The organism is Polaromonas sp. 39-63-25, from assembly GCF_002278925.1.
Lineage (GTDB): Bacteria > Pseudomonadota > Gammaproteobacteria > Burkholderiales > Burkholderiaceae_C > Polaromonas.
Window position 1 is genome coordinate 84,691 of the sequence record NZ_NCJH01000009.1, and the last position, 25,576, is coordinate 110,266.

The 25,576-nt window shown below is 64.9% G+C and carries 27 protein-coding genes; 9 read left to right on the top strand and 18 right to left on the bottom strand.

What is annotated here, in order from left to right:
* Nucleotides 1–9: 9 nt before the first annotated feature.
* From thrC to B7X65_RS13005, 3 genes are read right to left on the bottom strand one after another with little or no spacing between them, the layout of a single operon-like run.
* Nucleotides 10–1,437 carry a threonine synthase gene (thrC, locus tag B7X65_RS12995; RefSeq protein WP_293594730.1) on the bottom strand — a complete coding sequence of 476 codons (1,428 nt, stop codon included), beginning with the start codon at nucleotides 1,435–1,437 and terminating at the stop codon, nucleotides 10–12.
* Entirely contained in the window at nucleotides 1,437–2,759 is a 1,323-nt protein-coding gene (locus B7X65_RS13000; protein WP_293594809.1) for a homoserine dehydrogenase, read from the bottom strand. Before B7X65_RS13000 ends, thrC begins: the two co-directional genes overlap by 1 nt.
* Nucleotides 2,760–2,784: 25 nt before the next feature.
* Nucleotides 2,785–4,044 (bottom strand): pyridoxal phosphate-dependent aminotransferase, encoded by a 1,260-nt coding sequence (locus B7X65_RS13005; protein ID WP_293594731.1) that lies wholly within the window; start codon nucleotides 4,042–4,044, stop codon nucleotides 2,785–2,787.
* A 149-nt stretch (nucleotides 4,045–4,193) separates the two neighbouring features.
* Here B7X65_RS13005 and B7X65_RS13010 point away from each other — a divergent pair, with 149 nt between their 5' ends.
* From B7X65_RS13010 to B7X65_RS13020, 3 genes are all read left to right on the top strand, one after another.
* Nucleotides 4,194–4,595: an Mth938-like domain-containing protein gene (locus B7X65_RS13010; protein ID WP_293594732.1), complete on the top strand. Its 402-nt coding sequence runs from the start codon at nucleotides 4,194–4,196 to the stop codon at nucleotides 4,593–4,595.
* Nucleotides 4,596–4,716: 121 nt separating this feature from the next.
* On the top strand, nucleotides 4,717–5,193 hold the full coding sequence (locus B7X65_RS13015) for a peroxiredoxin (protein ID WP_293594733.1): 477 nt from the start codon (nucleotides 4,717–4,719) through the stop codon (nucleotides 5,191–5,193).
* A gap of 166 nt (nucleotides 5,194–5,359) precedes the next feature.
* Nucleotides 5,360–7,048 (top strand): PhoH family protein, encoded by a 1,689-nt coding sequence (locus B7X65_RS13020; protein WP_293594734.1) that lies wholly within the window; start codon nucleotides 5,360–5,362, stop codon nucleotides 7,046–7,048.
* A gap of 38 nt (nucleotides 7,049–7,086) precedes the next feature.
* Here B7X65_RS13020 and B7X65_RS13025 read toward each other — a convergent pair whose 3' ends face one another.
* From B7X65_RS13025 to phaC, 5 genes are all read right to left on the bottom strand, one after another.
* The gene (locus B7X65_RS13025; RefSeq protein ID WP_293594735.1) at nucleotides 7,087–7,530 is read right to left on the bottom strand and encodes a ribonuclease HI family protein; all 444 of its coding nucleotides are present in this window, start codon (nucleotides 7,528–7,530) and stop codon (nucleotides 7,087–7,089) included.
* On the bottom strand, nucleotides 7,527–7,718 hold the full coding sequence (locus tag B7X65_RS13030; RefSeq protein WP_293594736.1) for a hypothetical protein: 192 nt from the start codon (nucleotides 7,716–7,718) through the stop codon (nucleotides 7,527–7,529). The genes B7X65_RS13025 and B7X65_RS13030 overlap by 4 nt, the downstream gene beginning before the upstream one ends.
* A 181-nt stretch (nucleotides 7,719–7,899) precedes the next feature.
* A complete protein-coding gene (gene phbB / locus B7X65_RS13035) occupies nucleotides 7,900–8,637 on the bottom strand; it encodes an acetoacetyl-CoA reductase (RefSeq protein WP_293594737.1) in 738 nt (245 codons plus the stop codon).
* A 138-nt stretch (nucleotides 8,638–8,775) separates the two neighbouring features.
* Nucleotides 8,776–9,954, bottom strand: a complete 1,179-nt coding sequence (locus B7X65_RS13040) for an acetyl-CoA C-acetyltransferase (protein WP_293594738.1) — start codon at nucleotides 9,952–9,954, stop codon at nucleotides 8,776–8,778.
* 43 nt (nucleotides 9,955–9,997) lie between these two features.
* Nucleotides 9,998–11,740 carry a class I poly(R)-hydroxyalkanoic acid synthase gene (phaC, locus tag B7X65_RS13045; RefSeq protein WP_293594739.1) on the bottom strand — a complete coding sequence of 581 codons (1,743 nt, stop codon included), beginning with the start codon at nucleotides 11,738–11,740 and terminating at the stop codon, nucleotides 9,998–10,000.
* A gap of 288 nt (nucleotides 11,741–12,028) precedes the next feature.
* Here phaC and B7X65_RS13050 point away from each other — a divergent pair, with 288 nt between their 5' ends.
* Nucleotides 12,029–12,352: a hypothetical protein gene (locus B7X65_RS13050; RefSeq protein WP_293594740.1), complete on the top strand. Its 324-nt coding sequence runs from the start codon at nucleotides 12,029–12,031 to the stop codon at nucleotides 12,350–12,352.
* Here B7X65_RS13050 and pgeF read toward each other — a convergent pair.
* A complete protein-coding gene (gene pgeF / locus B7X65_RS13055; protein ID WP_293594741.1) occupies nucleotides 12,260–13,063 on the bottom strand; it encodes a peptidoglycan editing factor PgeF in 804 nt (267 codons plus the stop codon). The two genes, B7X65_RS13050 and pgeF, sit on opposite strands and share 93 nt — an antisense overlap.
* Before the next feature lie 12 nt (nucleotides 13,064–13,075).
* Nucleotides 13,076–13,714 carry a maleylacetoacetate isomerase gene (gene maiA / locus B7X65_RS13060; protein ID WP_293594742.1) on the bottom strand — a complete coding sequence of 213 codons (639 nt, stop codon included), beginning with the start codon at nucleotides 13,712–13,714 and terminating at the stop codon, nucleotides 13,076–13,078.
* Between the two features lie 233 nt (nucleotides 13,715–13,947).
* On the opposite strand from maiA, the gene B7X65_RS13065 reads away from it, so the two are divergent.
* Nucleotides 13,948–14,982 carry an NADP-dependent oxidoreductase gene (locus B7X65_RS13065; protein ID WP_293594743.1) on the top strand — a complete coding sequence of 345 codons (1,035 nt, stop codon included), beginning with the start codon at nucleotides 13,948–13,950 and terminating at the stop codon, nucleotides 14,980–14,982.
* A gap of 163 nt (nucleotides 14,983–15,145) precedes the next feature.
* Here B7X65_RS13065 and B7X65_RS13070 read toward each other — a convergent pair whose 3' ends face one another.
* The 8 genes from B7X65_RS13070 to B7X65_RS13105 all read right to left on the bottom strand — a co-directional run bounded on the left by B7X65_RS13070 (nucleotide 15,146) and on the right by B7X65_RS13105 (nucleotide 21,979).
* Nucleotides 15,146–15,448: an AzlD domain-containing protein gene (locus B7X65_RS13070; protein WP_293594744.1), complete on the bottom strand. Its 303-nt coding sequence runs from the start codon at nucleotides 15,446–15,448 to the stop codon at nucleotides 15,146–15,148.
* The gene (locus B7X65_RS13075) at nucleotides 15,438–16,133 is read right to left on the bottom strand and encodes an AzlC family ABC transporter permease (RefSeq protein ID WP_293594745.1); all 696 of its coding nucleotides are present in this window, start codon (nucleotides 16,131–16,133) and stop codon (nucleotides 15,438–15,440) included. Before B7X65_RS13075 ends, B7X65_RS13070 begins: the two co-directional genes overlap by 11 nt.
* A 129-nt stretch (nucleotides 16,134–16,262) precedes the next feature.
* Complete coding sequence (locus B7X65_RS13080; protein WP_293594746.1) at nucleotides 16,263–17,024, bottom strand: ABC transporter permease; 762 nt, start codon at nucleotides 17,022–17,024, stop codon at nucleotides 16,263–16,265.
* Nucleotides 17,025–17,027: 3 nt separating this feature from the next.
* On the bottom strand, nucleotides 17,028–18,644 hold the full coding sequence (locus tag B7X65_RS13085; protein WP_293594747.1) for an amidohydrolase: 1,617 nt from the start codon (nucleotides 18,642–18,644) through the stop codon (nucleotides 17,028–17,030).
* Nucleotides 18,645–18,657: 13 nt separating this feature from the next.
* The gene (locus tag B7X65_RS13090) at nucleotides 18,658–19,629 is read right to left on the bottom strand and encodes an ABC transporter substrate-binding protein (protein WP_293594748.1); all 972 of its coding nucleotides are present in this window, start codon (nucleotides 19,627–19,629) and stop codon (nucleotides 18,658–18,660) included.
* A gap of 51 nt (nucleotides 19,630–19,680) precedes the next feature.
* Nucleotides 19,681–20,463 carry an ABC transporter permease gene (locus tag B7X65_RS13095; RefSeq protein WP_293594749.1) on the bottom strand — a complete coding sequence of 261 codons (783 nt, stop codon included), beginning with the start codon at nucleotides 20,461–20,463 and terminating at the stop codon, nucleotides 19,681–19,683.
* Nucleotides 20,460–21,242: an ABC transporter ATP-binding protein gene (locus B7X65_RS13100; protein WP_293594750.1), complete on the bottom strand. Its 783-nt coding sequence runs from the start codon at nucleotides 21,240–21,242 to the stop codon at nucleotides 20,460–20,462. The genes B7X65_RS13095 and B7X65_RS13100 overlap by 4 nt, the downstream gene beginning before the upstream one ends.
* Before the next feature lie 14 nt (nucleotides 21,243–21,256).
* On the bottom strand, nucleotides 21,257–21,979 hold the full coding sequence (locus B7X65_RS13105) for a GntR family transcriptional regulator (protein WP_293594751.1): 723 nt from the start codon (nucleotides 21,977–21,979) through the stop codon (nucleotides 21,257–21,259).
* A gap of 58 nt (nucleotides 21,980–22,037) precedes the next feature.
* Here B7X65_RS13105 and B7X65_RS13110 point away from each other — a divergent pair, with 58 nt between their 5' ends.
* Genes B7X65_RS13110 through B7X65_RS13125 form a run of 4 tightly spaced genes read left to right on the top strand, consistent with a single transcriptional unit; the run spans nucleotide 22,038 to nucleotide 25,564 of the window.
* Nucleotides 22,038–23,423 (top strand): Rieske 2Fe-2S domain-containing protein, encoded by a 1,386-nt coding sequence (locus tag B7X65_RS13110; RefSeq protein ID WP_293594752.1) that lies wholly within the window; start codon nucleotides 22,038–22,040, stop codon nucleotides 23,421–23,423.
* Nucleotides 23,420–24,904 (top strand): glutamine synthetase family protein, encoded by a 1,485-nt coding sequence (locus B7X65_RS13115; protein ID WP_293594753.1) that lies wholly within the window; start codon nucleotides 23,420–23,422, stop codon nucleotides 24,902–24,904. The genes B7X65_RS13110 and B7X65_RS13115 overlap by 4 nt, the downstream gene beginning before the upstream one ends.
* A gap of 14 nt (nucleotides 24,905–24,918) precedes the next feature.
* Nucleotides 24,919–25,242: a 2Fe-2S iron-sulfur cluster-binding protein gene (locus tag B7X65_RS13120; RefSeq protein ID WP_293594754.1), complete on the top strand. Its 324-nt coding sequence runs from the start codon at nucleotides 24,919–24,921 to the stop codon at nucleotides 25,240–25,242.
* A gap of 19 nt (nucleotides 25,243–25,261) precedes the next feature.
* Nucleotides 25,262–25,564 carry an antibiotic biosynthesis monooxygenase gene (locus B7X65_RS13125; protein WP_293594755.1) on the top strand — a complete coding sequence of 101 codons (303 nt, stop codon included), beginning with the start codon at nucleotides 25,262–25,264 and terminating at the stop codon, nucleotides 25,562–25,564.
* The last annotated feature ends 12 nt before the right edge of the window (nucleotides 25,565–25,576 follow it).

The window sequence follows — 25,576 nt, forward strand, 5'->3', positions numbered from 1 at the left end:
GAGCCATATTTAGTCAACATGGCTGGCGATATACGCCTTGACCAGCGCCGCATCGGCCGGCATCAGCTGCACCCGTTTGGGCAAGGCCTCGATGCCTTCAAAGCGGGCCGGCCGCGGCGGCAACTGGCCCAGCGCTTCCTCGATGGTGGCGGCAAACTTGATCGGCAAGGCGGTTTCCAGAACGATCATGGGCACGCCGGCCTGCAGGTTCTGGCGTGCGACCTTCAAGCCGTCGGCCGTGTGCGTGTCGATCATGGTGCCGAAACGCGCAAAGGTGTCACGAATCGTCTGCAGCCGGTCGGCGTGGGTGCTCTTGCCGCTGGCAAAGCCGTAGTGTTGCGCGGCCGACTGGAAGGTCGTGTCGCCGCTCAGGTCGAAGCGGCCCTGCGTTGACAGCTGCGCACCGAACAGGTCGGCGACACGCACTGCATCACGCCCGAGCAGGTCGAACACAAAACGCTCGAAGTTCGAGGCCTTGGAAATATCCATCGACGGGCTGGAGGTTTCATGGGTGTCGGCACTGGCCCGCACGCGGTACACGCCGGTGCGGAAGAACTCGTCGAGCACATCGTTTTCGTTGGTGGCCACCACCAGCTTGTCGACAGGCAAGCCCATCATGCGGGCGACGTGGCCGGCGCAGACATTGCCGAAGTTGCCGGAAGGCACGGTGAAGCTGACCCGCTGACCACTTGCCGTGGTCGCCTGGAAGTAACCGGCGAAGTAGTAGACGACTTGCGCCAGCAACCGCGCCCAGTTGATCGAATTGACCGTGCCAATCTTGTAGGTGCGCTTGAAGGCCAGGTCGTTGGACACGGCTTTCACGATGTCCTGGCAATCGTCGAACACGCCCTCGATGGCAATGTTGTGGATGTTGGCGTCCTGCAGGCTGAACATCTGCGCCTGCTGGAAGGGACTCATGCGGCCCTGCGGCGAGGTCATGAAGACCCGCACGCCCTTCTTGCCGCGCATCGCGTATTCAGCGGCGCTGCCGGTGTCGCCACTGGTCGCGCCCAGGATGTTGAGCTCCTCGCCGCGGCGCGCCAGTTCGTACTCGAACAGGTTGCCCAGCAGCTGCATGGCCATGTCCTTGAAGGCCAGGGTCGGGCCGTTGGACAAGGCTTCCAGATACAGGCCGGGCTCGAGCTGGCGCAGGGGCACGATTTCGGGCGTGCCGAACACCGCTTCGGTGTAGGTCTTGCGACAGAGGGCTTTGAGGTCGGCGGGCGGGATGTCGTCGATGTAGAGCGACAACACTTCAAAAGCCAGGTCGGCATACCCCGAGTCGCGGTAGACGGCACGCCATTTCTCCAGCGTGGCGGCATCGACCTGCGGATAGGTTTCGGGCAGGTAGAGCCCGCCGTCGGGCGCCAGGCCCTCGAGCAGGATTTCGCAGAACTGCTTGCGGTCCGCGTGGCCGCGAGTCGAGAGATATTTCATCAGGCCAGCTCTTCCTTGCGGATGCGCGTGATGGGTGAGAGCACCGTGGACAGGGCCTGCATCTGCGCCATCGCCTCGTTCATCTTCGCCTCGACACAATCGTGCGTCAGAATGATCAGGTCGGTCTGGGTAGCACCCTCGCCGCCGACCTCATCGGCTTCGCGCTGCAGCATCGCGTCGATGCTGATGCCGGCTTCGGCCAGGATGCCGGTGACTTTGGCCAGCACGCCGGCTTCGTCGGCCACGTTCAGGCGCAGGTAATAACTCGTGACCACCTCGCTCATGGGCAGCACCGGCAGGTCGCTCATGGACTGCGGCTGGAAGGCCAGGTGCGGCACGCGCTGCGCGGCCTCGGCGCCGTGCAGGCGGGCAATGTCCACCAGGTCGGCAATCACCGCGCTGGCGGTCGGCTCGCTGCCGGCGCCCTTGCCGTAATACAGCGTGGTGCCCACGGCATCGCCCTGCACCATCACGGCGTTCATCGCGCCTTCGACATTGGCGATCAGGCGCTTGGCCGGCACCAGGCTGGGGTGCACCCGCAGCTCGATGCCCTTGGCCGTGCGCTTGGTGATGCCCAGCAGCTTGATGCGGTAACCGAGCTGCTCGGCGTATTTGATGTCCTGCGCACCCAGCCTGGTGATGCCCTCGACGTAGGCCTTGTCGAACTGCACCGGGATGCCGAAGGCAATCGCCGACATCAGCGTGGCCTTGTGCGCCGCGTCCACACCTTCGATGTCGAAGGTCGGGTCGGCTTCGGCGTAACCGAGGCGCTGCGCTTCTTTCAGCACAACATCGAAGTCCAGGCCCTTGTCGCGCATTTCGCTGAGGATGAAATTGGTGGTGCCGTTGATGATGCCGGCAATCCACTCGATGCGGTTGGCGGTCAGACCCTCGCGCAGCGCCTTGATGATGGGAATACCGCCGGCAACGGCAGCCTCGAACGCCACCATCACGCCGTGCTGGTGCGCGGCCGCGAAAATCTCGGTGCCATGCACGGCCAGCAGGGCCTTGTTGGCCGTGACCACGTGTTTGCCCGCAGCGATTGCTTCCAGCACCAGTTGCCTGGCAATGCCGTAGCCGCCGATCAGCTCGATGATGATGTCGATTTCGGGGTTGGCGATCACGGCGCGGGCATCGGCCACCACCGTCACGCCGGGACCGGCGGCCGCCTGCGCGCGTGTCGTGTCGAGGTCGGCCACCATGGCAATCTCGATGCTGCGGCCGGCGCGGCGGAAAATTTCTTCCTGGTTGCGCTTCAAAACGGTGAACACACCGCTGCCCACGGTGCCCATGCCCAGCAGGCCTACCTTGATCGGTTTCAGGTTCATTGATGTCATGTGCTTCGGGTCACTTCAGAAGGGATTCGGCGACCGGCACGCTGGCCGGCTGCATGCTTTTTCGGCGGCTTTCGAGGAACTTGGCGATGCGGCCAATCGCCTCGCGCAGGTCTTCCTCATGCGGCAGAAAGACGATGCGGAAGTGGTCCGGCGCCGCCCAGTTGAAACCGGTGCCCTGCACCAGCATCACCTTGGTTTCCTTGAGCAGTTCCAGGAAGAACTGGCGGTCGTCGGTGATCGGGTAGACCTTGGGGTCCAGCCGCGGGAACATGTAGAGTGCCGCACTCGGCTTGACGCAGCTCACCCCCGGGATCGCGGTGATCAGCTCGTAGGCCAGGTCGCGCTGGCGGCGCAGGCGGCCGCCCTCGCAGGTCAGGTCGTTGATGCTCTGGTAGCCGCCCAGCGCCGTCTGGATGGCCCACTGACCCGGCACGTTGGAGCACAGCTTCATGTTGGCCAGCATGTTCAGGCCCTCGATGTAGTCCTGCGCCTGCTTTTTCGGCCCGGACACCACCAGCCAGCCGGCGCGGTAACCGCAGGAGCGGTAGCTCTTGGACAGCGAGTTGAAGGTCAGCGTCAGCACGTCGGTGGACAGGCTGGCGATCGCCGTGTGTTTGACACCGTCGTACAGCACCTTGTCGTACACCTCGTCGGCCAGGATCACCAGGCCGTGTTCGCGCGCGATGTCGATGATGCCGCGCAGCAGTTCATCGGAATACAGCACACCGGTCGGGTTGTTCGGGTTGATGACCACGATGCCTTTGGTCTTCGGCGTGATCTTGGCGCGAATGTCATCGAGGTTGGGCATCCAGCCGTTGGCCTCGTCGCACAGGTAATGCACCGGCGTGCCGCCCGCCAGGCTGGTGGAGGCCGTCCACAGGGGGTAGTCGGGGGACGGCAGCAGCAGCTCGTCACCGTAGTCCAGCAAGGCATTGGTCGCCATGGAAATCAGCTCGCTCGCGCCATTGCCCAGGTAGATGTCGTCCAGCGTGACGCCCTTGATGCCCTGCCGCTGCGTTTCGTGCATCACGGCCTTGCGCGCGGCAAAAATGCCCTTGCTGTCCGAATAACCGGCCGAGGCCGGCAGGTTGCGGATCATGTCCTGCTGGACTTCTTCAGGCGCGTCAAAACCGAACACCGCGAGATTGCCGATGTTGAGCTTGATGAGCTTTTGCCCTTCTTCCTCCATCTGCTTGGCGGCATCCATGATGGGGCCGCGGATGTCGTAAAGCACATTGGCCAGTTTGGCCGATTTGGTGATCAATTTCATGGTCTGTGGTCGTTCTTCAGCAAACGCAAAGCCTGCAAAGGCGCAAGGGACGCAGGGGTAAGCGGAAATTGGGACGGAATCTATAATTTGACCACATAAAACCGCGATTTCGCTGGCCGTCGGCGCCCACCACCCCTCCTGAACACCGCATGAAATTACAGCCCGACCATCTCGACGTTCCATCCATTCTTGGCTACGGTCCCGGATGGATAGGCTTGGGCAACCAGGGGGTGGCCGAAAAAATAGAGCAGAGCATCGTGATCGGCTCACGCGGCGAAAAGTTCGCCTGGGACTGCGCCCGTTTCGAAGACCTCACGCCCGCGCACTTCGAACGCCTGGCCGACACCCGGCCCGAGCTGGTGATTTTCGGCAGCGGCAGCCGCCTGCGTTTTGCGCCGCCGGCTTTTTTGCGCAGCCTGATGGCCGCGCGCATCGGCATCGAGACCATGGACACGCTGGCAGCCTGCCGCACTTACAACATCCTCGCTGGCGAAGGCCGGATCGTGCTGACCGCCCTGCTGATTGAGCCGCCAGATCGCGCCCACGAGTGAGCAACCTGCTTTCAGGGTAAAATCTAGGGTTGCATTTGGTGCAACGTCGGGGGTTTGGCCCAAATTTTGCGGTCAAAGCCAACGACTTATCACAATTACTTTTGTCAGGGGTCCACGCAGTATGGCAGTCGTCGTCAACAAACCACTCCCGGAATTTGAAGCCAACGCCACAAGCGGCGTCAAAGTCTCCAACCAAACCCACCTGGGTCATGTGGTCGTCCTGTATTTCTATCCCAAGGACAATACGCCCGGCTGCACCACCGAGGCCATGCAATTCCGTGATCGCTACAAGGATTTCGTCAAGGCCGGCGCCACCGTATTCGGCGTCTCGCGCGACAACATGAAGTCGCACGACGAATTCAAGGCCAAGCTGGAGCTGCCCTTCGAGCTGATTGCCGACACCGAAGAAAAAATGTGCCACATGTTCGGCGTGGTCAAGAACAAGATCATGTACGGCAAAAAGGTCAAGGGTATCGAGCGCAGCACCTTCCTCGTGGGCGCCGACGGCACGCTCAAGGAAGAGTGGCGCGGGCTGAAAGTGCCCGGCCATGTGGACGACGTGCTCAAGGCCGTCAAGGCCCTGAAAAAAGCGGCCTGAAAACACCGCGAAAAAGTCGCTTCAACAGCTTGTGTTCCCGTCACGGGAGTCGTGTATAGTGACTTCATGCTGTTGACCTTAGCGACTGCGCCCACCGAAAAAGCCGCCCTGGCCTCCAGGCGGCTTTTTCGCTTTTTGAACCCCAACCAAGTGAGCTTCAAGCACCATGCCCTTGCCACCCGCCCCGACCAAACGTGCCGCCTTGCTCTCTGCCGACGCCCTGGAAGCGCCGGTCCGTTCGCACACCAGGACGACGCGAAAGACGGAGCACGCCGAACCGGCACACAAAACGGCGGCACTGGACCTTTTTGACAGCCGGTCCGGCGGTGGCGAGGCCCAGCACCCGGCTGCGTATCTGCCCAAGGAGTCCGCGCGCCAGGCGAAAGATACAGTCAGTTACCACAAGGAGCCGCAGGCGGCTGTCCGGCCGGAACCTGCGGCCAAGGCGAAGAAGCCACGGCACACGGGCCCGTCCAAGCTGTTTGTTCTCGACACCAATGTGCTGATGCACGACCCGATGTGCCTGTTCCGCTTCGAGGAACACGACATCTTTTTGCCCATGATCGTGCTCGAAGAGCTCGACGGCCACAAGAAGGGCATGACCGAAGTGGCGCGCAATGCGCGCCAGACCAGCCGCACGCTGGACGCGCTGGCCGGCACCAGCGGCGCCGACATTGCCAAGGGCCTCAAGCTCGACACCACCGGGCACAAGGAAGCCGGTGGCTGCCTGTTCTTCCAGACGAAAGTGCTGGATTACTCCCTGCCGATGAGCCTGCCGCAGGGCAAGGCCGACAACCAGATCCTCGGTGTGGTCGAGGCATTGCGCAAGGAATACGCGCCGCGCGAAGTCGTGCTGGTGTCCAAGGACATCAACATGCGCGTCAAGGCACGCGCCCTGGGCCTGGCCACCGACGACTACCAGAACGACAAGACGCTGGAAGACGGCGACATGCTGTACGCCGGCTCGCTGGCCCTGCCGGCGGACTTCTGGACGCGCCAGAGCAAAACCATCGAAAGCTGGCAGCAAGGCAGCCACACCTTCTACCGCATCACCGGCCCCATCGTCGGCAGCCTGCTGATCAACCAGTTTGTGTTTTTCGAAGCACCCGGCGAGCCGCCGCTGTATGCGCGCGTGACCGAGATCCGCGCCAAGACCGCCGTGCTCAAGACGCTGAAGGACTACACCCACCTCAAAAATGCGGTGTGGGGCATTACCACCCGCAACCGCGAGCAGAACTTCGCGATGAACCTGCTGATGGACCCGGAGGTCGACTTTGTGACCCTGGCCGGAACTGCCGGCACCGGCAAGACGCTGATGGCCCTGGCCAGCGGCCTGACGCAGGTACTGGACGACCGCCGCTACACCGAGATCATCATGACCCGCGCGACGGTTTCCGTCGGTGAAGATATCGGCTTCCTGCCGGGCACCGAAGAGGAAAAAATGGGGCCCTGGATGGGCGCGCTCGACGACAACCTCGAAGTGCTGGGCAAAAACGACAGCGGTTCCGGCGAATGGGGCCGCGCGGCCACCAACGAACTGATCCGCTCGCGCATCAAGGTCAAGAGCATGAACTTCATGCGCGGCCGCACCTTCCTGAACAAGTACGTGATCATCGACGAGGCGCAAAACCTGACGCCCAAGCAGATGAAAACGCTGATCACCCGCGCCGGCCCCGGCACCAAGATCATCTGCATGGGCAACCTCGCGCAGATCGACACGCCTTACCTGACCGAAGGTTCGTCCGGCATGACCTACGCTGTGGACCGCTTCAAAGGCTGGCCGCATGGCGGGCACATCACGCTGGCACGCGGTGAACGTTCACGCCTGGCTGATTTCGCCAGCGAGGTGCTCTGACACCAGCGCATGTGGCAGCCCGGCATGGATGCCGGGAGCTATCTTCGCCCCTTCTTCGGTGACTTCGCAGGCCTCTTGGGCAGGAGGCCCAGGGCTGCGCGAGCCAGCGCATCGGCCTCGCCATTGCGGTGGCGCGGTATCCAGTGCAGCGAGGTGTGAGTGAAAGTATTGAGCAGCGCGCCAGCCTCTTCATAGAGGCCAGCCAGCCGCACCACGGGGGCAGCGCCTGCAGAACCCAACTGCTCCACCAGCAAACTGCTGTCGCTGTAAATCAGCAGCGCCGTTGCTCCACGCGCCTGCGCGTCACGCAGCGCCGCCATCAGCGCCCTCGCCTCCGCCTCGTTGTTGCAGCCCCGCGCATCGGTCCCCATCGAAAGCACGTGCCGCGTGCCGTCAGGCGCGACCAACACCGCGCCCAGGCCCATGCGGCCAGGGTTGGGGACGGCGCTGCCGTCGCAGTAGATGGTCCAGGGCGGGGTCATGTGTGACGTTGCGCGAGAGCTGACCGCTCCAGCACATACCGCATCATCGACAGCGCCAGCTCTTCCTCGCCCAGGAAAATCTTGCCGGCGTTTTCGCTCTGCAGCCGTTTCGCCTCGGCCTCGTCCACCAGCGAGGGCAGCTTCATGCGCGCGGCAATGGTGCTGATGAGGGAGACGCTGTGCGGCATGCGGGAGGGGCTCCTTCAGAGAGACGGCGAAGGGACCCTGCGTGAGCACTTGCCAGGGACAGGCGCTTGCCGCAGAACGAATTGGGGGTTGAAGGCTTTCCAGCTCGTTTTCATTATAAAAACAGAAAATAAAAAACCCGCCGAAGCGGGTTTTCCTTTGGGGGGTGACAGGCCGGAAGCCTCAACCCATGTGCAAACCACCATTGAGCGAGAAGTCGGCGCCGGTGGCGTAACCACCTTCGTCCGAGGCGATCCACGAAATGATGGAGGCGATTTCTTCGGGCGTGCCCAGGCGTTTGGCGGGCACGCCGGCCACGATTTTCTCCAGCACATCGGGTCGGATGGCCTTGACCATGTCGGTGCCGATGTAGCCGGGGCTCACGGTGTTGACGGTCACGCCCTTGGCGGCCACCTCCTGAGCCAGAGCCATGGTGAAGCCGTGCAGGCCGGCCTTGGCGGTGGAGTAGTTGACCTGGCCGAACTGTCCCTTCTGGCCGTTGACCGACGAGATATTGACGATGCGTCCGTAGCCGCCTTCGATCATGCCTTCGATCACCTGCTTGGTGACGTTGAACATGCTGTCGAGGTTGGTGGAGATCACCGCGTCCCAGTCGGCCTTGCTCATCTTGCGGAACTGGCCGTCGCGCGTGATGCCGGCGTTGTTGACCAGCACGCTGACCGGGCCATGGTCTGCCTTGACCTTGTCGAAGGCCGCGACGGTGGAGTCCCAGTCACCGACATTGCCGACGGAGGCATAGAAGGTGTAGCCCAGCGCCTTCTGCTCGTCAATCCACTTGGTGAAGTCACGCGTCGGGCCGCAACCGGCCACCACGGTGAAGCCGTCCTTGTGCAGGCGCTGGCAGATGGCGGTTCCGATGCCACCCATGCCGCCAGTCACGTATGCAATTCGTTTTGCCATGTCTTGCTCCTTGATTTATTGGTTCTGAAATCCGTTGAAAAGAAGCTTTGGTGAGCTTGCCGGTGTTTGAAACTTGCTATCAAATAAATAGCTGGTCGCGCGCACCCTACAAGGGTCACAAGCTCTTTTACCTCATATTTACCGTTCCAGTGTGAGGGCAACCCCCATGCCGCCACCGATACACAGGCTGGCAATGCCTTTTTTGGCATCACGCCGGACCATCTCGTGGATCAGCGTCACCAGAATGCGGCAACCGGATGCACCAATCGGGTGACCGATGGCGATCGCACCGCCGTTGACATTGACCTTGCTGGTGTCCCAGCCCATCTCCTTGTTGACGGCGCAGGCCTGCGCCGCGAAGGCTTCGTTGATCTCCAGCAGGTCCAGGTCCTGCGCCTTCCAGCCGGCACGCGCCAGTGCCTTGGTGGACGCCGGCACCGGGCCCATGCCCATGAAAGCCGGGTCCAGCCCGCTGGTCGCGTAGCTGGCAATGCGGGCCAGCGGCTTGAGGCCCAGCGCCGCCGCCTTTTTGGCCGTCATCACCATGACAGCGGCCGCGCCGTCGTTGATGCCCGAGGCATTGCCCGCCGTCACGCCGCCGGCCTTGTCGAACGCAGGGCGCAGGCCGGCCAGGCCTTCGGCGCTGCTCTTGCGGTTGATGAACTCATCGGCCGCAAACACGACGGCATCGCCTTTTTTCTGCAGGATGGAAAACGGCACGATTTCATCCTTGAACTTGCCTGCGTCCTGCGCCGCCATGGCCTTGGTCTGGCTGGCCAGCGCGAGCTCGTCCTGCATCTCGCGGCTGATGCTGTATTTCTTCGCAACGTTTTCGGCGGTGATGCCCATGTGGTACTGGTTGTAGACGTCCCACAGGCCGTCGACGATCATGGAGTCGATCATTTTCCAGTCGCCCATGCGCTGGCCTTCGCGCGAGCCGTTGAGCACGTGCGGCGCGGCGCTCATGTTCTCCTGGCCGCCGGCAATCACGATCTCGCTGTCGCCGGTGGCCACCGCCTGCGCGGCCAGCATCACGGCCTTCAGGCCGGATCCGCAGACGGCGTTGATGGTCAGGCCGGGAATGCCGTGCGGAAAGCCCGCTTTCACCACCGTTTGCCGCGCCGGGTTCTGGCCCACGCCGGCCGCCAGCACCTGGCCCATGATGACTTCGCCGATGAGGTCCGCCGACAGGCCGGCGCGCTCGGCGACCGCCTTGATGACGGCCGCACCGAGTTCGGTCGCGGGGATTTTGGCCAGGCTGCCGCCGAACTTGCCGACGGCGGTGCGGGCCGCTGAAACGATGACGATGTCTTCCATGATTTACTTTCTCCAGTGAATGGGGTTCAACACGTGTTGCGCGTCAGGCCTTGACCTTGACATAACGGCCCGGCGCCGGTTCGATAACCTTGTAGGTGCGGCTGCCATAAGTTTTGGGTGCGGCGATCTGCTTGCCCGCATGGCCCTTGAGCCAGTCCGACCAGTCGGTCCACCAGCTGCCGGGGTGTTCGGTGGCGCCCTTGAGCCACTCGGCCTGCGTCGCCGGAAACTTGTCTTGCGGCAGCTTGTCGTTGGTCCAGTAGCTGCGCTTTTTCTTGGCGGGCGGGTTGATCACGCCGGCAATGTGGCCCGAGGCCCCCATGACAAAACGTTTCTTGCCCGGCAAGACCTGCGTCGAGGCATAGGCCCCGCCTATGGGCACGATGTGGTCTTCGCGCGAGCCGTAGATGTAGACCGGCAGGTCCAGTGCACGCAGGTTGATCTTTTCGCCGCACACCGTCAGCACGCCGGGCTGGACGAGCTTGTTCTCGTGATAGGTGTTGCGCAGGTACCAGGCGTAAAACGGCCCCGGCAGGTTGGTCGAGTCGCTGTTCCAGTAGAGCAGGTCAAACGGCGGCGGTGTTTCGCCCTTGAGGTAGTTGCCGACCACGTAGTTCCACACCAGGTCGTTCGGGCGCAGGAAGCTGAAGGTCGAGGCCAGGTCCTGGCCCTTGAGCAGCCCGCCCTTGCCCATCTGCATCTCGCGGTACTTGACCGACTGCTCGTCGATGAAGATGTCCAGAATGCCGGTGTCGCTGAAGTCCAGCAGCGAGGTCAGGAAGGTGGCGCTGGCCACCGGCTTCTGGCCACGCGCAGCGAGCACCGCCAGCGCCGTGCCCAGAATCGTGCCGCCCACACAAAAGCCCAGCGCATTGATGGTTTTGGCGCCGGTGATCTCCTGCACCACATTGATCGCCTTGATGGCCGCGTTCGCTATGTAGTCGTCCCAGGTTTTTTCCGCCATGGACTCGTCGGGGTTGCGCCAGCTGACAACAAAGGTGCGGTGGCCCTGGGCCACGGCATAACGGATCAGCGAGTTCTCGGGCTGCAGGTCGAGGATGTAGAACTTGTTGATGCAGGGCGGCACCAGCAGAAAGGGCCGCTCGTGCACCGTGGCGGTCAGCGGCTTGTACTCGAGCAGCTGGAAAAATTCGTTTTCGAACACCACCGCACCCTCGGTGGTGGCGACGTTTTTGCCGACCTCGAACACGCTTTCGTCGGTCATGGACACATGGCCCTGCTGCATGTCGCTCAGCAGGTTCTGCAGCCCCTGGGCGATGCTGGCGCCCTGGGTGTCGATGGCTTTTTTCTGCGCCTCGGCATTGAGTGCCAGAAAGTTGCTGGGGGCCGATGCCGCCATCGCCTGCTCGACTGCAAAACGCACACGGGCTTTGGTTTTTTCGTCGCCCTGCACTGCTTCGGCCAGCGCCATCAGGGTGCGGGCGTTAAGCAGGTAGGCTGAAGCGGCAAATTGGGAGACGGGGTTCTGGTGCCAAGCCTCTGCCGCAAAGCGCCGGTCTGTGCTTCCCGGCGTGTTGGCCTGCAGGCCGCTGTTCCAGAGCGTGCTGATGTCATTGAGGTAGGTCTGCTGCAGTTCCTGCAGTTTGGCCGGATCAAACTGCAAGGGAGGCGGCGGCGCCGGCATGTCCGTCATGGCCAGGGGCACAAAACCGGGCGCAGCCCCCAAGCCGGCGCCGGCCATGACGCCCATGACCTGCTGCAGTCCCTGGGCAAAGGTCTCTTGCATCTGCTGGGCTGCTTGCGCGAGGTTTGCGTCAGAATTCATGCTTGTCTCACCGATCTGCCGACCGGCTCTTGTTGTGCGCTCTTTACCGAGCTGTTGGGCCCACGGCGGGTCGTCTCTAGTACTGCAGCACGGAAGTAGCGAAACAAAATGAAAGTGATGACTTCGAGCCCGGGGCAAGGCGCAAGCCGCAGCGAAGGCTGTGCGCCTTCGCAAGGATTGCAACGCCGCCATGGGTGCGAAGGCGCGCTTTCATGTTTCGATATTTTCGGGTTGCAGTACTAGTATCGTGGAAAACCTTTCCCTGCCCATGACGCCCCACAAATTTTTATGTATTTAATCGTCATTGCCTGGATGTACGTGGTGCTCATGATGAGCGTCGCCGAAGCCACCCATTCCACCGGCACGCTGCTGGGCGCCCTCGTCACCTTTGTACTCTACGGTGTGGGGCCTGTGGCATTGGTGGTTTACCTGATGCGCGCGCCGGCAAGACGCAAGGCCATCAAGGCCCGCGAAGCGGCTGAAGCCGGCGCGATGGCGACCGACTCGTCCGCAACGGATTCAGTCACGCCAGATGCAGGCAGCCATGCGGCCGGTGGTGCCGAAGCCATTGCCCTGGATGCCGGCGTCGCGCCGGTGCGAAAAGAACCTTGACGCATTGCCCACCGTGCACCAGGGTGGTGTGCCGTCGTTGCCGTAGATCTGCGTGACGCCCAGGGCCTGCAGACGCAGGCGGGCCAGGCCGGCCAGATTGGCGAGGTATTTGCCCGATGCCAGGGCCGTGAAACAAGCGGCGGCCGCTGGGTCGCCTTCGACAAACGCAGTCCTCACCTCCGCACCCACTTCAAAGGCCATCGGCCCTATACACGGCCCCAGCCACGCTATTGTATTGATAGCTTCTTGCGCCCGCCCCGATTGGTCTAGAGCCCTAAAACCCTCACAAGTTTGTTCAAGAATACCCTTGCCCTGCTGACCGGCCAGTCCGCGCCAGCCGGCATGGGCGGCGGCCACTGCCGAACCATCGGAATGGGCAAACAGCACCGGCAGGCAGTCGGCCACCATGATGGTGCACGCGAGACCGCGCTGCGAGCTCATGGCAGCGTCGGCCGCCAGACCCTGCGGTGTTTCGCCGTCCAGCAGAAGCACCGCCGTGCCATGCACCTGCTGCAGGAACACCGGCTTCGCCCCCATGGCCTGGCCCAGCAGGGCGCGGTTGGCGGCCACTTGCGCGGGCGCATCGCCGACGTGGTCGCCGAGGTTCATGCTGTCCCAGGGCGCGACGGACACACCGCCCTGCCGGGTGGTGAAAACCGCGCGCACGCCGGGCGGCGCGGGCCAGTCGGGCGTCAGCCAGTCAGGGTGCAAGATAGCTCGCGATCAGGGCTCGTTGTCGGGGCAGGCCGAGGGCTGGGCCTTCTGGAAGGCCGGTAGCGCCATGCAGGCGTCAAACGCCGCCATCGTGCGGCTCAGCCCCTCGAGGTTCACGTTGAACCGTTTCGCGTTGAAGATCTGCGGCACCAGGCAGCAGTCGGCCAGGGTGGGCGTCTCGCCATAACAATAGGTCGAAGCCGGCAAGGGGGCCAGCTGGCGCTCGAAGGCTTCCAGGCCTTCGCGGCACCAGTGGCGGTACCACGCGTTTTTCGCCTCTTCATCGACCTTGAGCTCGCGCACCAGGTACTTGAGCACGCGCAGGTTGTTGATCGGGTGGATCTCGCAGGCAATCGACTGCGCCAGCGCACGGACTTTGGCGCGGCCCAGGGCATCGGCCGGCAGCAGCGGCACGGCCGGGTGTTTTTCATCGAGGTATTCGATGATGGCCATGGACTGCGAAAGTTTTTCGCCATCCACCTCCAGCAGCGGCACCAGGGTGTCGGCCGACAGTGCGGCGTAGGCCTCTTTTTTATGGTCGCCCCTGGCAATGTGAACGGGAATGTACTCGTAACGCAAACCCTTGAGTTCAAGCGCAATACGCACGCGAAAGGACGCGGAAGAACGGAAGTAGTTATGGAGTTTCATGGCTGAAAGCATAAACCATGGCCCCCACGGTCGCGCACTTCGTGTCGCTCCCTGCCCCCCGAGGGGGCCGCTGCGCCTGCGGCCCCTGCTTGGTTAAATACATCCCCCCGTTCGCGCACGTCGCATGACTTCGACGTAGCCCTCACGGCGCGAATCGCCTGCGCGACTGACGCCCGGGCAGGCCGCCACTACCATTGCCGTTTTCCTGCCCGCCTACTTCCCCGGAGACACCCATGAGCGCCATCACATCCCTGAGCAACCACCAGGTCCGCCTGGCAAGCCGCCCGGTCGGCCTGCCGACCCGCGCCAACTGGAGTTTCACCACCGAGCCGGTGCCCGAGCCCGGCCCCGGCGGCGTGCTGGTCAAAACCCTTTACCTGTCATTGGACCCGGCCATGCGCGGCTGGATGAACGAGGGCAAAAGCTACATCCCGCCGGTGGAAATCGGTGCGGTCATGCGTGCCGGCGGCGTCGGCAAGGTGATCGCCTCGAACAACCCGGCCTTTGCCGTGGGCGACTATGTCAACGCCGGGCTGGATGTGCAGGAATACTGCCTGATTCCGGAAGCCCAGATCAAGCGCAGCGGCATGTTCAAGATCGACCCACGCATGGGCCTGACCTCCTGGCTCAACGTGCTGGGCATGCCCGGCATGACCGGCTACTTCGGCCTGATGGACGTGGGCCAGCCCAAGGCCGGCGAAACCGTGGTGGTGTCCGGTGCGGCCGGTGCCGTCGGCCAGACCGTCGGCCAGATTGCCAAGCTCAAGGGCTGCCGCGTGGTCGGCATCGCCGGCGGCAAGGCCAAGTGCGACTGGGTCGTCAAGGAATTGGGTTTTGACGCCTGCATCGACTACAAGGCCGGCGACGTGAAAGCCGGGCTGAAAGAGCACTGCCCGAAAGGCGTGGACATCTATTTCGACAATGTGGGCGGCGACATTCTGGATGCCGTGCTGACCCGCATCACACGCGGCGCCCGCATCATCATCTGCGGCGCCATCAGCCAGTACAACAACACCACGCCGGTCAAAGGCCCGGCCAACTACCTGTCGCTGCTGGTCAACCGCGCGCGCATGGAAGGCATCGTGGTGTTCGACTACGCCGACCGCTACCCGCAGGCGATCGCCGAGATGGCGGCCTACCTGAAAGAAGGCAAGATGAAGAGCAAGGAAGACGTGGTGGACGGGCTGGAGAACTTCCCGGAAACCCTGCTCAAGCTCTTCAACGGCGAGAACTTCGGCAAGCTGGTGCTGCAGGTCGCGAAGGAATAACAGCCCGGCCCGCGCAGCATGGATTGCGGGTAAAGCCCCGCAATGACGGCATCGTGATGTAGAGGTCCAGACCAGCAGGGGCCGCGGATCCGGCTTTGCCGGGCCGCAGGCGCAGCGCCCCCCCCGGGGGCAGGGCGCTACGCGAAGCGAGCAACCGTGGGGGCTATGTCAACCAGCGCGCGACAGCCACCGTCGCCGCGCCGGCCACGGCGGCGGCCAGATCGTTGCGCACCAGCTTCATCACCAGCCCCACCGCCAGCAGGGCCAGCAGTTCCGGCAGCTTGCCCGAAGTGGCGGCCGGCGTCGCGATGCCGACCATCACCGACAGCGGAATCGCCTTGAGCGCGGCCTCCACGCGCGGCGTGATGCGCACATAACCCATGAGCAGGAAGCCGCTGATGCGGCAGGCGAAAGACGCCAGCGCCATGCCCACCAGCGCCAGCAGAAAGGTCGATTCAACGGCCATGGCGCCACGCTCCCATCAGCCCGCCCGCGACACCTGCGCCGACGATGTACCAGGCGCCCGGCAGCAGCCGGTGTAGCACCAGCGCCACCAGCCCGGCCGCAGCGACCAGCCACAGGTCGGACTTGCCGCGCCAGAGCACCATGCCAATCGCTGCGGCAAAAGCCACCAGCATGAAGTCCAGCCCGAAGGCCGTCGGATTCGGCACATTGCCGGCCAGCAGGTGGCCGACCAGTGTGCCGCCGATCCAGGGCACAAACATCGCCACGCCGGAGCCGAACACATACCCCGCATCGCGGTAGCCGGTGTCGTACTCGCGCATGGCCATCGCCCAGCTGCCGTCGCCGAGGAAGAACAGCGAGCCCCAGCTCTGGTGGCGCGGCAGCCCGGCCAGCCAGGGCTGGATGGCCGCACCGTAGAGCACATACCGCGCGTTCATCACCAGGATGGTGACGATGACCGGGGTGACCGCGGCCGTCGCCGTCCAGCCCTGCAGCGCCGCCAGTTGCGCGCTGCCTGAATAAACGGCGGCGCTCATCAGCATGGCCTGCAGCCAGCTCATGCCGCGTTCACTGGCGAGCACGCCAAAAACCATGGCGTACAGCGTGACGCCCGGCGCCAGCACCTGGGCAGCGAAGAAGCCGCGGCGAACGCCCTGGGCCGTGAAAGGAACCCTGTCTGTCGTCACCTGCGATTGCTCCGCTGTAAAAGCGGCCGAGTGTACCCTGCCGCGTTATCCGCCGTGTCAGGGGCAGTCCCCATGAAAGGCATTGCCCGGAGCTCGGTGAAGAGCCGTTTCCCTTGGGAAAACCCGGACTCAGTCGTCCCCGCGCTGCCACCAATGCAGCAGCCGACGTTCAACCGCGAGCAGCGCAAGGTTCAGGCCGTAGCCCATCGCCGCAAGCAGGAAAATTGCGGCGTACATGTCGCTTGGTCGCATGGCGTACTGCATGGTCATGATGTAGTAGCCGATGCCCTCGGAGCCGGCGATCATCTCCGCGACGACGCTCACGATGAGTGCCAGCGCCAGACTGGTGCGCAGTCCCGCCAGGATGAACGGCAGACTGGCCAGCAACACCACCTGCAGCAGCGTGCGCAGCCGCCCCACCTGGAACGTGCGCGCGACGTCCAGGGCGGTCGGGTCCACCGCGCGCACACCGCCCACGGTATTGACCAGCACCGGAAAAAAGCAAGCCAGGGACACCGCGAACACCTTCATCGCGTGATCGATGCCCAGCAGCAGGATGAGCGGCGGCACGATGGCCGGCATGGGGATGGGGCGCAGCAGTTCCACGAGGGGACGCAGTGCGGCGTCCGCCAGCGGGAAGGTCGCCATCGTGATGCCGAGCAGCACCCCCGCAGCCGAACCGATGGCGAAGCCGATGGCCATTCGCCACAACGTGGAACCGAAAACTTGGGCCAACTCGCCATTGGCCAGCCCCGCGGCGATCGCCTTCAGGATTTCCGTCACCGGCGGCCAGCTGGTGCTCGATACCCACCACAACGCGGACACCTGCCAAAGCACCAGCAGGAGCACCAGCAGCAGCACACCCCAGAGCCGGTACGAGCGGGCGCGCACGCGTCAGGCCTCGTACACCAGGCGGCCGTCGACCGCGGTTGCGAGCACGCGTGCGCCTCGCAGGGCCTCGGGGTCGCACGCAACGGGGTCGACCGACAGCACCGTCCAGTCCGCCAGAAGGCCGGGACGCAGCATGCCGCGCTCGTGCTCGCTGAAGCTCACGTAAGCCGCATCGCGCGTGTAGAGCGCCAGAGCCTCCTCACCGCTCACCGCCTGCAGGCGACCCACGGGCTCGTCCGTTCCCGCGATGTGGCGCGTGCGCGCCTGCCACAGCCCCAGCAGCGGCTGGTACGGCGTGACCGGCGAGTCGGAGCCACCGCCCACGACGACGCCGCCGTCGATCCAGCTGCGCACGGGCGTGGCAGTCGCCATGAGCGCCGTTCCGAAGCGCTTCACCAGGAGCGGCCCGAAGGTGTACTGCATCGAGCACTGCGTCGCCACCGTGATGCCCATGCGCGCCGCTTCGCGGATGTTCCGCTGCTCCGGCCACAGGTAGGCGTGGATCAGGCTGAATCGCAACGGGCGCAACGGAATTTCCCTGTCGATCTCGGCGAACACCTCCAGCGCGATGTCGATGGCCTTGCCGCCCACCACGTGCACGCCGAGCGACCAGCCTTGCCGGGCGCACGCCCACGCGATCTGCCGGAACGACTCCGTCGGCGTGACCTGGATGCCGCAGTTGCATCGCTCATCAGGATAGGGCTCGCGCATCAGCGCCGTGCCCAGGGACGCGCCGCCGTCCAGGAACAGCTTCACCCCACCAAGCTTCAGGCGCGCGTCGCCGAAGCCGGTCGTCGGCCACGCATGCGTGATGCTGGCCAGGTTCACCTCCAGCGGCAGACTGGAGTCCGACAGCGGCATCACCACGGAGCGGACCGTGAGCTCGCCACGCTGCCAAAGCATCTGGTACAGGCGCATCATCTCCGGCGTGACGCCGGGGTCCATGATGCCCGTGAGGCCGGCGGCATGGTACGCGCGCTGCATGTCGCGCAAGGCGTCGGCCTGCTCCTCTACCGAGAGCGGCGGAATGAGGCGCGCCACCAGCTCGAAGGCCGAAGGCTCGAGCAGCACGCCGTTGGGGTGGCCGTCCGCGTCACGCTCGAAGCGCCCGCCGGGCGGATCAGGCGTGTCGGAGGCTATGCCGGCCATCCGCAGTGCCAGCGTGTTGGCCACGCCCGCGTGCCCAACGCGCGGCAGGTACACGGGCCGGTCCGCGCAGGCGGCGTCCAGCTCCTGCCGCGTCGGGTAGCGGCCCTCGCGCAAACTCACGACATGCCAGCCGCTGCCGCTCATGATCCAGGGCTTGGCCGGGTTGCGCTGGGCATAGGCCCGGATCGCTTCCTGCACGTCGGCGATCGAACGGGCCGGTGCCAGGTCCACCAGCCGCGTCTGGATGGCGGTCCACTGCATGTGGTTGTGCGTGTCGATCAGGCCGGGAACCACCGTGCCTTCGCCGTAGTGCACCTCTCGCGGTGCGGGGCCCAGCGCGGCGCGGGCTTCGTCACGCGTGCCCACCGCCACGATGCGCCCGCCGTGCACCGCCAGCGCCTGCGCACGCGGCCGGGCCGGGTCCATCGTCACGATGTCCCCGGTGACCAGCACCTCTTCCTGCGTCGTCATGGGCACCTCAGCTTCAGGCCTTGACGGCCGTGCGGTGGAGGATGGACTTCGGGTCGAACGGCCCCTCCAGCAGGCCGTTGCGCCGCATCTGGTCCACCACCGGCACCAGTGCAGCGGGGTCCACGGCTTTCTCGTACGCAGTCACCCCAAGCTTGGCGATCAATTGCGGTGGCATGCGGGTGTAACCGGAGATGATGGTGAGGAGTTCTTCGGACTTCAGGTTCTGGTTCACCCAGTCCACGCCCTTCTGGTAGGCGCGCACCCAGCCCTCGATCACCTTCGGGTTCTGCTCGATGTAGCTCTTGCTCGCCGCATACTGCGCGGCCGGCAAGCGCTTCTGCACTTGGGTGTAGGGGTAGCCCACCACCTGCATGTCGGCAGCGACGCCGCCCGAGACGAAGGGCTCGACGGCAAAGGCCGCATCGGCGCGGTCGCCGCGCACGGCGTCCACCATCTGCGGGAACGGGACTTCGAGGTAGGTCACCGCGTCGGGGTTGCCGCCCGTCGCGCGCACCCAGGCGCGCGCATACAGCCAGATGATGTTGTTGCGGGTGTTCACCGCGATCCGCTTGCCTTCGAAGTCCTTGCCTGTCTTGAAGGGCGAGCCCTTCTTCGCGATCAGCGCCGCCTGGTCCGGCGGGGCGTCGCCCGTGGTGCTGGCCGGCGCGATGATCTGCACGCCCAGGCCCTGCTTGGCGGCCTGGATGATCGACACCACGTTGCTGAACACGATCTGCACCTGCCCTGCGGCAAGCGCGGGGATGCCGGCGGCGCCCCCCTGGGTCGGCGTCGTGTCCACTTCGATGCCCTCGGCGGCGAAATAGCCCTTGGCGATCGCGACCTGCAGCGGGGCAATGTCGATGATCGGGATGGTGCTGACCCGGATCCTGGTCGTCTGGGCGCGCACCAGTGGTGTAGCCAAGCCGAGGGCGGTTGCTGCTATGGCGGCGGCGGCTGTCCGCCGGCGCAGAGGGAGGTTGCTCATCACGTCTTCTCCTGGTGGGTTGGGGGGGGCACGGGAAACTCGGATCTCGTTTCAGCCGGCGCGCGCGCCGGACCAGTGAATGGCACGCCGCTCGATGCGGACGAAAACTTCGTTCAGCGCGTAGCCCAGCACCGCGAGGATCACGACCCACGCGTACATGTCGACAATGCGGAAAGAGCGCTGCAAGTCGATGATCAGGTAGCCGATGCCGCCGGTGCCGGCCATCATCTCGGCGACCACCACCAGCACCAGCGCGATGCCCAGGGCGATGCGCATGCCCGCGAGCACGAGAGGCATCGCCGACGGCAGCACCACTTTCCACAGCAGCGCCGCGCGCGAGTGCTGGAAGGTGCGCGCCACCTCCACCAGCACGGGGTCGACGCCGCGCACGCCCTGGATGGTGTTGATCAGCACCGGGAAGAAGACGCCAAGCGAGACGGCCGTGATCTTCATGGTGTCGCCCAGGCCCAGGAACAGCATCAGCGGCGGCAGCAAGGCCGGCTTGGGCAGCGGGCGCAGGACTTCGACCAGCGGTTCCAGCAGTCCGTGCACCGGGCGGAACCGGCCCATGAGCACACCCAGGCCGATTCCCAGCACGCAGCCAATCGTGTAGGCGACCGCCAACAGGTACATCGTGCGGCCGAGCGGTTCAAAAATGCTTCCGGCTGTGACGACCGCGAAGACTCGCTGCGCCACGGCCGTTGGCGGAGGAACCAGCACGGGGTTGACCCAGCCGGTGCGTGTGGCGAGTTCCAGCAGCAGCACGAGCCCTAGCAGCACAATCGGGCCGAGCCAGGACTGCAGCCGCTTGCGCGAGGGCGTCACCGCGCTCATGGAGCCTTCCCCAGCAGCATCGCGAGCAACTCGTGCCGCAGTTCCAGGTAGCGCGGCATCAGCGGCGTCTCGAGGCGGTCGCGCGGCCGCGGCAGCCCGGTCTCCAGCATGCGGACCACGCGCGCAGGCCGGGCCGAGAGCACCGCGATGCGGTCGGCGAGGAAGATCGCCTCGTCCGCATCGTGTGTGACGAGTACTGCGGTGAAGCCGTGCTTGCGCCAGAGGTCCTGCACGAGGGCGTGCAGCTCAAGTCGCGTCAGGGCATCGACGGAACTGAAGGGCTCGTCCATCAACAGCACCCGTGGCTGCGCGGCGAGGGCACGCGCGATGGTCACCCGCTGCTGCATGCCGCCCGACAGCTGCGCGGGGTAGTGGCCGGCGAAATCGCCCAGCCCCACCATGTCGAGGTAGAGGCGGCTGCTGGCGCGCGCCTTGGCACGGCTCATCCCGGGGAGGTGCTCCACCGCGAACGCCACGTTGTCGAGCACGGTGCGCCAGGGGAACAGCGACCTGCCGTACTGCTGGAACAGGTAGACGATGCCTGGCGGCGGTGCCGTGACCTCCTCGCCATGGAACTGCACGGTGCCCCGGGTTGCCTGCGCCAGCCCGGCCGCGATCTGCAGCAGTGTGGACTTGCCGCAGCCGGAGGGTCCGACGATGGCGAGGAACTCGCCTTCGCGCACCGCCAGCTCGATTTCTCCCAAGGCCTCGGTCTGCCCTGCGCCGCTGCCGAAGGTTTTGCCGACCCCGGACAGGGCCAGGTAAGCAGGGCTGTTCACGCGGGCATCCATCCTCAACGGCCCACCACCAGACGGATCGCCGGCAGCACCCGTTCGGTTTCGCTGCGCCGCTCCAGCGCCATGCGCATGTTCATTTGCGCAACTTCGGTGTGTTCAATCGCCAGCGCCTGCGCGCGCGCGCCCTCACCCGCCTTGAGCGCGGCGAACAACATGTGGTGCTGGCGGTGCGCGTACAGCATCCAGTCGCGGTCCAGGGCGACCGTGCCCTGCATGGGCAGCATGGCCGAGGCCGGCGCAAACGGCAGCTTGTCATTGAGCGCAACCGCGCGCTGCAGCGCCCGGTTGCCGCTGGCTTCCAGCACCAGCGCGTGGAAACGATCGTTGACCACGGCGTAGGCCGCATAACTTTCGTAATCGAGCGGGTTGGCCGCCAGCGCGCTGTCCCCGTCGTCGAGGCAGGCCTGCAGGTCCAGCTGCAGCTGCCGCGACACGCCGTGTTCGGCCACCAGGCGCGCTGCCATGCCTTCCAGGTGCCCGCGCACGGCAATCGCGTCGGCCACCTCGCGCGGCGTGAACTGGCGCACCAGGAACTTGCCGGTCTCATTGGCCTCGACCAGACCCTCCTGCTCCAGCGTGACCAGCGCGGCCCGCACGGGGGTGCGCGAAGCACCCAGGCGTTCGGCAAGCTGCTGCTCGGCCAGTCGCTGGCCGGGTTCGAATTCGCCGCGCAGAATCAGGTCGCGCAACTGGATCAACACGGTCTCTTGCAAGTTCATGAACCGAAATGTACACTGAAATCAAATTTCGGTATACCGTTTTAAGAAAAGGCTAACCATGAACGCAGAACAGAACGATTTGATCACCCGTGTCGGTCCCGGCACGCCCTGCGGCGCCCTGCTGCGCAGCTACTGGCAGCCGGCGGCGCTGGTCGATGAATTCAACCCGGCGCTGGACCCGCGCATGGAAAAACGCCCGGTCAAGGCGGTGCGCCTGATGGGCCAGGACCTGGTGCTGTTCCGCGACGACCAGGGCAACTACGGCCTGCTGGACCGCGACTGCCCGCACCGCGGCGCCGACCTGTCGTTCGGTCGGGCCGACGGCGACGGCCTGCGCTGTCCCTTCCACGGCTGGAAGTTCGACGTGTCGGGCCAGTGCGTGGACACCCCGGCCGAACCCAGCGGCAGCAAGCTGTGCGAGCGCGTGAAGCAACGCAGCTACCCGGTGCGCGAACAAAGCGGCGTGCTTTTTGCCTGGATGGGACCGGAAGGCTCGACCCCGCCGCCGCTGCCCGCCTTCGACTGCTTCACCGCCCCCGCCACCCACAGCTTTGCCTTCAAGGGCATGTGGAATGCCAACTGGCTGCAGGCTTTCGAAGTCGGCATCGACCCGGCCCACCCTTCGTTCCTGCACCGCTTCCTGCAGGACGAGGCGCTGGAGGACATCGGCCAGAATGCGGCGGGCAAGCAGTTCCGCAGCGCCAGCGCCGGCGCCATCGACGGCGAGCAATGGCCGATGACACGCATCATGCGCGAGTTTGCCCAACCCGAGATCAGCGTGGAGACCAAACCCTGGGGCATGCAACTGACGGCCTTGCGGCCCATGAACGACAAGCTCACGCACGTGCGCGTAACCAACGCGGTTTTTCCGGCCACCTTCGTGATTCCGCTGTCGGAGACCATGACCATCACGCAGATGCATGTGCCGGTGGACGACACCCACACCTACTGGTACTCCTTCTTCACGAGTTTTGCCGGCCCGCTGGACAAGGAGAGCATGCGCGCCCAGCGCCAGCAGTTCATCTCGCTGCCCGACTACATCCCGAACGCCGGGCGCCACAACAACTGGGGCTTCAACGCCGAGGAACAGCGCACCCAGACCTACCTGGGCATGGGCGAGGAGGACATCAATGTGCACGACCAGTGGGCGGTCGAAAGCATGGGCGCCATCCAGGACCGCACCCGCGAGCACCTGGGCACCTCGGACAAGGTGATCATGGCGAACCGGCGCGCCCTGCTCAAGGCGATTGCCACCGTGCAGGAAGGCGGTGTTGCACCGGGCATCGCCGATGCGACGCAGGCCGCGCAGATGCGCGGACCGGACACGGTGGACGGCATTGCACCGGCTGGCGAATGGCCGGCCTGGTGGCAGGAACAGGCCCGGGCCAAGCAGGCCAATGCGCCCTGGAAAGAAAAAGACATCCAGCAGGCCGTCAGCGCATGAGCAGCTTTGCCGAGCAATGCGGCATCCACGATGCCGCGCGGCAAGACGCGCTGGCGCATACCGCGCAGCTGATGGACGCCAGCGGTGTCGAGCTGGTGCGTTTTGCCTGGTGCGACATCCACGGCATGCTGCGCGGCAAGACCCTGGTGGCCGGCGCTGCCGCCGGGGCCATGCAGGACGGCGTCGGCATGGTCAGTACCCTGCTGCTCAAGGACACGTCGGATCGCACCGCCTTCAAAGTCTTCGAGGCCGGCGGCACAGCCGGGCTGCCGGGCTTCGAGTTCGCCAGCAACCTGCTGCTGCTGGCCGACCCCGCCAGCTTTCGGCAACTGCCCTGGGCACCGGCCACCGGCTGGGTCCAGGCCCAGCCCTGGATGCAGGACGGCACGGCCGTCGAGCTGGACACGCGGCGCATTTTGCAGCGTGCCCTGGCGCAGTTGGCAGAAGCCGGTTACGGCATGAAATGCGGGCTGGAAATCGAGTTTCACATCTACCGCATCACCGACGACGGGGCCAGGGATCAGCTCGACCCCGAACAGGCGGCCTGGCCCGGCCTGCCGCCCCGGGTCGCGATGATCCACCCCGGCTACAACCTGCTGGCGGAGAACTGCGTTGACATGGCCGACGAGCCGCTGCGCATCGTGCAGCACACGGCGCAGGCGCTGGGCCTGCCCCTGCATTCGCTGGAAATCGAGCTTGGCCCCAGCCAGGTCGAAGCGGTGTTCGAGGCCACCGACGCCTTGACCGCCGCCGACAACATGGTGCTGTTTCGCAGCGCCGTGAAGCAGGCGCTACGTCGCGCCGGTTACCACGCCACCTTCATGTGCCGCCCGCCGTTTCCGAACATCATGTCCAGCGGCTGGCATTTGCACCAGTCGCTGGTGGACCTGCAGACCGGTGCCAACCTGTTCCAGCGCGAGACGCCCGCAGCAGGCACCCAGCCGACCGACGCGCAGTACACGCTCTCACAGCTCGGGGAGCACTACCTGGCCGGCCTGCTGGAGCACGCACGCGGCATGACGGTGTTCTGCACACCGACGATCAACGGCTTTGGCCGCTTCAGGCCCAACGCACTGGCACCGCAGTCGGTGCTGTGGGGCCGCGACAACCGCGGCGCCATGCTGCGCGTGGTGGGCCAGTGCCAGGACAAGGCCACACGCATCGAAAACCGCATCGGCGAGCCGGCCGCCAATCCGTATCTGTACCTGGCGTCGCAGATCCACGCCGGGCTGGACGGCATCCGCCGCGGGCTCAGGGCGCCGGTGGCCACCAACGCACCGTATGGCGACGCCGGCACCCGCATCCCGACCAGCCTACCAGAAGCGCTGGAAGCGCTACAGGCCGACCCGGTGCTGGTGCAGGCTTTTGGCGAGAGCTTCATCCACTACTTCACGCGCATCAAGCAGTCGGAAATCGCGCGCCATGAGCAGGCCCAGGACAAGGACGACTGGCAACGGCGCGAATATTTCAGCCGCATCTGATGTTCAAATCATCCATGATTACTATCAATTTCATAGCTTCCGACGCAATATCCACCTCGGTTCAGGCCAAAACCGGCCAAAGCCTGATGGAAGCGGCCGTGGCCGGCGGCATCACCGGCATCGCGGCCGACTGTGGCGGCACCCTGACCTGCGCGACCTGCCATGTGATGGTGCACGAACCGTTTGCCAGCCAGTTGCCGCCGGCCGATGGCGAGGAGCAGGCCATGCTGGCTTTCACGGCGGTACCGGCCACGCCCGCCAGCCGGCTCAGTTGCCAGATCCGCCTGAGCCCCGCACTCGACGGTTTGACGGTAGAGTTACCGGCCAGCCAATACTGATCCACACACAGGACACGCCATGATTCTCGAACTCGCCGACATCCGCATCCAGCCCGGCCAGCAGGCTGCTTTTGACGAAGCCATCCAGCGCGGCCTGCGCACCGTCATCGCCGGCGCCAAAGGCTTTCAGGGTTTCAAGGTCAACAAGGGCATTGAAAGCCCCGAGCGCTACGTGCTGCAGATTTTCTGGGACACGCTGGAAGACCACACCGTCGGCTTCCGCGAATCCCCGGCTTTTGCAGAGTGGCGCACGATCGTCGGGCCGTTTTTTGCCGGCCCGCCGGTGGTCGAGCACTTCACGCTGCTGGCCAAATCGGCCTGAGGGGCCAGGACC

What these genes read in the sequence shown, in the direction of transcription:
- thrC (WP_293594730.1), bottom strand. Translation starts at nt 1,437, where the DNA reads ATGAAATATCTCTCGACTCGCGGCCACGCGGACCGCAAGCAGTTCTGC.
- B7X65_RS13005 (WP_293594731.1), bottom strand. Translation starts at nt 4,044, where the DNA reads ATGAAATTGATCACCAAATCGGCCAAACTGGCCAATGTGCTTTACGAC.
- B7X65_RS13010 (WP_293594732.1), top strand. Translation starts at nt 4,194, where the DNA reads ATGAAATTACAGCCCGACCATCTCGACGTTCCATCCATTCTTGGCTAC.
- B7X65_RS13015 (WP_293594733.1), top strand. Translation starts at nt 4,717, where the DNA reads ATGGCAGTCGTCGTCAACAAACCACTCCCGGAATTTGAAGCCAACGCC.
- B7X65_RS13020 (WP_293594734.1), top strand. Translation starts at nt 5,360, where the DNA reads ATGCCCTTGCCACCCGCCCCGACCAAACGTGCCGCCTTGCTCTCTGCC.
- B7X65_RS13025 (WP_293594735.1), bottom strand. Translation starts at nt 7,530, where the DNA reads ATGACCCCGCCCTGGACCATCTACTGCGACGGCAGCGCCGTCCCCAAC.
- B7X65_RS13030 (WP_293594736.1), bottom strand. Translation starts at nt 7,718, where the DNA reads ATGCCGCACAGCGTCTCCCTCATCAGCACCATTGCCGCGCGCATGAAG.
- phbB (WP_293594737.1), bottom strand. Translation starts at nt 8,637, where the DNA reads ATGGCAAAACGAATTGCATACGTGACTGGCGGCATGGGTGGCATCGGA.
- B7X65_RS13040 (WP_293594738.1), bottom strand. Translation starts at nt 9,954, where the DNA reads ATGGAAGACATCGTCATCGTTTCAGCGGCCCGCACCGCCGTCGGCAAG.
- phaC (WP_293594739.1), bottom strand. Translation starts at nt 11,740, where the DNA reads ATGAATTCTGACGCAAACCTCGCGCAAGCAGCCCAGCAGATGCAAGAG.
- B7X65_RS13050 (WP_293594740.1), top strand. Translation starts at nt 12,029, where the DNA reads ATGTATTTAATCGTCATTGCCTGGATGTACGTGGTGCTCATGATGAGC.
- maiA (WP_293594742.1), bottom strand. Translation starts at nt 13,714, where the DNA reads ATGAAACTCCATAACTACTTCCGTTCTTCCGCGTCCTTTCGCGTGCGT.
- B7X65_RS13065 (WP_293594743.1), top strand. Translation starts at nt 13,948, where the DNA reads ATGAGCGCCATCACATCCCTGAGCAACCACCAGGTCCGCCTGGCAAGC.
- B7X65_RS13070 (WP_293594744.1), bottom strand. Translation starts at nt 15,448, where the DNA reads ATGGCCGTTGAATCGACCTTTCTGCTGGCGCTGGTGGGCATGGCGCTG.
- B7X65_RS13085 (WP_293594747.1), bottom strand. Translation starts at nt 18,644, where the DNA reads ATGACGACGCAGGAAGAGGTGCTGGTCACCGGGGACATCGTGACGATG.
- B7X65_RS13090 (WP_293594748.1), bottom strand. Translation starts at nt 19,629, where the DNA reads ATGAGCAACCTCCCTCTGCGCCGGCGGACAGCCGCCGCCGCCATAGCA.
- B7X65_RS13095 (WP_293594749.1), bottom strand. Translation starts at nt 20,463, where the DNA reads ATGAGCGCGGTGACGCCCTCGCGCAAGCGGCTGCAGTCCTGGCTCGGC.
- B7X65_RS13105 (WP_293594751.1), bottom strand. Translation starts at nt 21,979, where the DNA reads ATGAACTTGCAAGAGACCGTGTTGATCCAGTTGCGCGACCTGATTCTG.
- B7X65_RS13110 (WP_293594752.1), top strand. Translation starts at nt 22,038, where the DNA reads ATGAACGCAGAACAGAACGATTTGATCACCCGTGTCGGTCCCGGCACG.
- B7X65_RS13115 (WP_293594753.1), top strand. Translation starts at nt 23,420, where the DNA reads ATGAGCAGCTTTGCCGAGCAATGCGGCATCCACGATGCCGCGCGGCAA.
- B7X65_RS13120 (WP_293594754.1), top strand. Translation starts at nt 24,919, where the DNA reads ATGATTACTATCAATTTCATAGCTTCCGACGCAATATCCACCTCGGTT.
- B7X65_RS13125 (WP_293594755.1), top strand. Translation starts at nt 25,262, where the DNA reads ATGATTCTCGAACTCGCCGACATCCGCATCCAGCCCGGCCAGCAGGCT.